Origin of the sequence: Bacteroides sp. HMSC067B03, assembly GCF_001811315.1 — a bacterium.
Classification (GTDB): domain Bacteria; phylum Bacteroidota; class Bacteroidia; order Bacteroidales; family Bacteroidaceae; genus Bacteroides; species Bacteroides faecis.
On record NZ_KV804389.1, the window covers coordinates 3,246 to 8,933 of the forward strand.

The 5,688-nt window shown below is 37.1% G+C and carries 5 protein-coding genes; all 5 read left to right on the forward strand.

Annotation, left to right across the window (positions count from 1 at the left end; genetic code table 11):
* Positions 1 to 1,040, forward strand: a 1,040-nt coding sequence (locus HMPREF2794_RS16255; RefSeq protein ID WP_083312109.1) for a hypothetical protein, incomplete at its 5' end; no start/stop codon positions are given.
* Positions 1,041 to 1,053: 13 nt separating this feature from the next.
* Positions 1,054 to 1,602 (forward strand): DUF5043 domain-containing protein, encoded by a 549-nt coding sequence (locus HMPREF2794_RS16260; RefSeq protein WP_010535659.1) that lies wholly within the window; start codon positions 1,054 to 1,056, stop codon positions 1,600 to 1,602.
* Positions 1,603 to 1,718: 116 nt separating this feature from the next.
* The gene (locus HMPREF2794_RS16265; RefSeq protein WP_010535660.1) at positions 1,719 to 2,192 is read left to right on the forward strand and encodes a hypothetical protein; all 474 of its coding nucleotides are present in this window, start codon (positions 1,719 to 1,721) and stop codon (positions 2,190 to 2,192) included.
* Between the two features lie 15 nt (positions 2,193 to 2,207).
* Complete coding sequence (locus tag HMPREF2794_RS16270) at positions 2,208 to 4,199, forward strand: discoidin domain-containing protein (protein ID WP_083312110.1); 1,992 nt, start codon at positions 2,208 to 2,210, stop codon at positions 4,197 to 4,199.
* A 39-nt stretch (positions 4,200 to 4,238) separates the two neighbouring features.
* Positions 4,239 to 5,282, forward strand: a complete 1,044-nt coding sequence (locus HMPREF2794_RS16275) for a glycosyl hydrolase family 18 protein (protein ID WP_029425078.1) — start codon at positions 4,239 to 4,241, stop codon at positions 5,280 to 5,282.
* The last annotated feature ends 406 nt before the right edge of the window (positions 5,283 to 5,688 follow it).

A 5,688-nucleotide genomic window follows, 5' to 3' on the forward strand; every position in this document is an offset into this window, starting at 1 on the left:
AAGCTAAACACTTTGAAGATAATAGTTACTTGTATCGTGCTCCTGATCTAAGTGGCAGTGTTTACTTCTATGAACCGGAAGGTGGCTTAGTTAATGGTTGGCAATATGAAAATGGAAAAATCGTAGCAACGATTAGCCAGGGGACAGAAGAAGGACTAAAAATGCAAGCTACTGCGGATACACGTAGCGAAAGTTCAGAATGTCATTATGAAAGTGTCTTTGTTGAATATGATGAATGTACACCATTTATTTATGAAGATCCTGAATACGGAATCGGCTTCGGTATCGAGTGCCGTACTCGAACAAAATATGAAACCAAATTAGTATGCAACAACATATACCATGATGAAAATGGTAATGCCCATACATGGTTTCCTCCAGAAGTAGATAGTGGTGGTGGCGTTGGAGGAGGTTATCAACCAGTGGCTCCTAAAGCAAAAGCGATATTTCGTAATTCCAATATGACAGATAATAGCTGGAAAACAATTGAGAATCTACTTGATAAAATGACTAAGACCAAGATTGGTGAAGCATTATATCACAAATTACAAGAAGCACTTAAAGGAAAAACTTTGATTATTCAATTTGTTAGTGACAATATGAATAGTAATTTCGATCCTGGTTTAGGAGGTATTAAAATGAGAATGGATATAACTAGCAGTGCTCTTTTGCATGAGATGGTTCATGCTCTCCAATCATATACAGAGCAAGAAACATGGAATGCAACGCAGTTGAATCAAGAATTCGAAGCACATCTCATTCAGCAAATATATATAAATAGTTTGGAGGAAAGCGAAAGGACTTGGTGGTATGAAAAGAGTAAGAATGACTCTAGATGGAATGCAACACGTCTTTTGGTAAGGTATATCGATGAGTTTGGCAATTTACGACCTGGGATAACTGCTGGAAAATTGCAAAAAATAATTCCTAAAATTATAAGTGACTTCAGAGACGTGGGGTATGATAATATTGATTATCCTTGGCTTAATAGCAGAAAAGGATTAGATAATTTCAACAATTTAAGAAGTTTGTATCAATAATAAACAAAGAAATATGAAAAATATATTTATATTAATCAGCCTATTGTATAATGTTTCATTGGCTATTGCTCAAACAAATTATTATACAACAACTAAAACTTTTAACGAGCAGGGATACATCTATCAATGCGATGTAGATACTGAGAGCGGGGATATAAATTTGTATAACAAGAATAATAAATGGACATACATAAAACAAATGAAGAAAGGCACAAATACCCCATTTTATGTAACTCCAGAAAATTATACCCCCTTATACGTTAAAGATAAGAATGAGACTTATAATGACTCTATTTTCAAAGTAATTGTTAATAATGCGTTTATCAACTATAAAGGAAAGATGAAAGGATGGGAACTTACAATAATTACTTATACCGATTCTGAAACAGGAAGAATAAGCGAAGTTCTTTTTAATTTTGCCGATTTCACACCTTATGCCACTATACCCGTCTCTATTTACCGTCAAATAGAGACCAAGTTAATTGGTCTAAAGTATACATTAACCCCCTTGGCTAAAACATTGAATTATGTATACCAATGGTGGGCAATAGAACCTAAATAGCCTATCTTTAGCTTTAATGGTGATAAAAGCAGTTTCTATAATAAGAGGTTATTCTAAGATAGAATAGTCTCTTATTATAGATATTAAAATTTCGACAATCAGCACATATAAATACAATGAAAACAATTATTACAACAGTATTACTAATTACAATGTTACCAATAATGTGTCAACAGCGTCAAATGAGCCTCGATGTTACATTTGACAAAGAAAAGAAATGCCTGACATTTACTTTCAAAAACAACGATAAGAATCTTGAAGCTATTCTCCGGCATTCCCAAACGAATGACGGTAGCGATACAGGAAGTTTTTACGATCTTAATATTTATGATAAGAACAATAAAAAAATAGGCTATAGCAGATGTATGTATCATCCAACAGAGTTATATCTTAATTTCCTCCCGGGAGAAATTAAAAAAAGTAATATCAGTTTATTAGAGCTAAAAAAAGGAGGATATGTAAAAGACTTGGATTCAATATATAAGATACAATTACATTGTGTAGTTTATAGTTGGACTTTTAAAAGAGATGACAATGGAAAACGGAATAAAGAACTCTACGAAAAGGAGTATACATTTTATTGGGAATAGACCTTAAAAGATAGGATGATGAAAAAGAAATGGTTAAATTATTTATATATTTCCGGAATGCTTCTACTAGTTTCTTGCACTCCAAAAGGTCCTTTAGACAAAACGTTGTCATCCGCCAAAGAAAACCGTTCGGAACTGCAAAAGGTTTTAAAACATTACGCAAACGACTCGTTGAAACTTGAAGCTACCAAGTTTCTAATCTCCAACATGCAGGGATCATACGCCGATGACTCCAGCTTGCAAACTGTATATGCCCCTTTTTACAAGATATACGACAATGTCAGAAAGAAGTACAATTATGAAATAAATAAGAAATGCGGAGAAGAAATTGACAGTTTATGGCAAGTATTCTGTTTTGTATACTCTGACGAATTAACGGTAAAAAGGATGTGTGATGCAGAGCACTTAACAGCTTCGACTATTATTTCTGAAATAGAAATGGCATTCAAAGCATGGAAAGGAAACGTATATACACAAAATTGTTCCTTTCATGATTTTTGTGAATATATCTTGCCATATCGAAGAGAGAACGGGTTGGTAATCGATAATTCAAGAGACAGGTATTATCGACGGCATCATAAAGACTTTTATACAACACATGGAAAGAATGTCATGGAGGAGACCGACTCTTTATTGTTTCTTTATAAAGATATCGTTCATTCTCCCTACTATGTTCCACTCATCCCAATATTAACAGCATCTACATTCGAAAAGATAAAAACCGGTACATGCGAACAGCGATGCTGGTTCAACTCCTTGCTACTTTCATCTGTAGGAATGGCTGCCGCCGTAGATTTCGTTCCCGTATGGGGCAATCGCAACGGAGGGCACAGCTGGAACGTGATCATTGTAAACGGGGAGTCTTATGCTTTTGAAGCATTCTGGGATGACGACCGTTGGAAATATAAACGTATTTATAATAACAAATCATACGATAGCTTTTGGGGGAAGTTCAGACTACCCAAAGTCTATCGCAAGACTTTCTCCAATCATACGGAAGGCCCATTATCCGATAAGAAAGTTGCACGTGAGGATATTCCGCCTCTATTTCTGAATGAAAAGAAAATAGACGTATCTTCTGAATATTTTGAAACCCAAGATATACGAGTGATATTGAATACAGATTCCATTAATCCGATCCCCGGCTATGCTTATTTATCAGTTTACAACTATCAAGACTGGATTCCTGTTCAGTGGGGCAAGATAAAAGACCAACAAGTGACATTCGACAAAATGGGCAAAGATATTGTATACCTTCCTACTTATTATGTAAAAGGGAAAAGCATACCGGCAGGACAGCCGTTCTGGTTAAAATCCGACGGTACCCTGCAAAATCTGTCTGCCAACGGAGAAAAGGGACAAGTCGTAATTCGCAATTTTGCGGGTCAAGTACCGTTCAACGAGAACAGGAAGAATCTGACTTCATTAAAAGGAGGCGAACTCTGGGGAATGAAAAACGGGAAAAAAGATAAACTATTGTATACCATCACTGATACATTACAGATACAACATCAACTTTTCAGAATAGACGACCCGATGTCTTATCAATTTGTCCGGCTTTATTTACCATCGCCCGGCATTGCTCTGGGAGAACTTTCATTTTATAGTGCAGACAAACTGATCACCGGCATTCAAATCCTGTCTCCTTTACCGCATAATAACGAAGATGAGAAACCGGAAATGCTAATTGACGGATTGAGTGATACCGCCTTCAGTGGAGAAGTCTCCAAAGGATATATTGATTTTGATTTAAATAATGAATACAAATTATCTGCCATAGGAATAAGCCCCTATATAAGATCATGGCTTGGCAGGTCGAACACATATGAATTATCATATTGGGAAAATGAGTGGCGTACAATTGAACGCAAAGAAGGGAATGGCAGCTATCTTATATTCAACAATGTCCCCCGAAAGGCATTATTGAGACTAAGTCACTGCAGTAAAAATACTCAAGAACATCATAGAATCTTCCTTTATGAAGATGGAAAAATCATTTGGTTATAAACTAGTAAAAAAGCAATATTCACTTAATATCAATTCATTATGAGAAATTTATTATACGTATTATTAACAGTTGTAAGCATTTTATTCACTAGTTGCGGACCCTCTTCCAGTACCAACAACCCACAAGAGCCCAATGTGCCTCAACCGCAGCCTCAGCCCCAACCGGAAGTCACTCAGAAAGTAGTTATCGGCTATCTCCCGCTCGATGATTGGGAATTTGAAAGTTTATTCCCTTCGATAGAATGGAAATATCTGACACATATCAATGCCAGCTTTGCAAGGGTAAAAGCAGATGGCACTCTGAACATTGATCCTGTCCGGGAAAGAATTGAAAGTGTACGGGAAACAGCCCACAAACATAATGTCAAGATACTGATATCACTGGCAAAGAACAGTCCGGGAGAATTTACGGCTGCCATCAACGATCCGAAAGCCAGAAAGGAACTGATACAGCAGGTGATTGCATTCACCAAAGAATACAAGCTGGATGGCTTCGACATTGATTATGAGGAGTATGACAACTGGGATAAGAACTTCCCTTCGCTATTGGTTTTTGCCAGAGGTTTATATCTAGCTAAAGAGAAAGGTATGCTGATGACTTGTGCAGTCAACAGCCGCTGGCTTAATTACGGAACCGAATGGGAGCAATACTTCGACTATATCAACCTGATGAGTTATGACCGTGGAGCCTTTACTGACACTCCGGTTCAGCATGCCTCTTACGAGGACTTTGTAAAAGACCTCAAATACTGGAACGAGCAATGCCGGGCATCCAAAAGTAAAATAGTAGGAGGACTTCCTTTTTATGGATATTCCTGGGAGGAAAGTCTGCAAGGCGCAGTAGACGATGTACGTGGAATTCGTTACAGCGGCATACTCAAACATCTTGGAAATGAAGCTGCAGACAAGGATAATATAGGCAAGACTTATTATAACGGTCGCCCTACTATAGCCAACAAATGTAAGTTCATCAAAGAAAACGACTATGCCGGCGTGATGATCTGGCAATTATTCCAAGATGCCCACGATGATAACTATGACTTAAAACTCATAAACGTTGTAGGCAGAGAAATGATGGAATAGATAAGCTTTACCGCTTTTTCTCATGCAAAAGACCCTATCCTGTGGTGCTTTTCACCTATTGTTATCAGATTTTTAATAGGAGATCTTCATCGTTCCACCCGAGTGGTCTGATCTCATCACTAACGTAAACAGATCTCTCTACTTTAGTGGCACAATCGTTTCACCCGAGTGGAACGATGAAGATGTCGGTAAGAAAACAGAAGTATGCAGGCTTAATATGGCAAAGATATAAGGTATCCTAGCTACAAAGTACCTGTAATTTGAAACCGATATATGAGATATTAACCCTCAAATTATCTACTTACAAAAGAAAAGGGAATGAGAGATACTCTAAAAAAGGATGAGAGATAAGCCAAATTAAAGCTGTTTTTAGTAAGCGTCTCGGCGATGCCGTGTTTTTCTTCAA

Excerpts from the sequence above, each read along its gene's own strand:
- HMPREF2794_RS16260 (WP_010535659.1), top strand. The coding sequence starts at position 1,054 with ATGAAAAATATATTTATATTAATCAGCCTATTGTATAATGTTTCATTG.
- HMPREF2794_RS16265 (WP_010535660.1), top strand. The coding sequence starts at position 1,719 with ATGAAAACAATTATTACAACAGTATTACTAATTACAATGTTACCAATA.
- HMPREF2794_RS16270 (WP_083312110.1), top strand. The coding sequence starts at position 2,208 with ATGATGAAAAAGAAATGGTTAAATTATTTATATATTTCCGGAATGCTT.
- HMPREF2794_RS16275 (WP_029425078.1), top strand. The coding sequence starts at position 4,239 with ATGAGAAATTTATTATACGTATTATTAACAGTTGTAAGCATTTTATTC.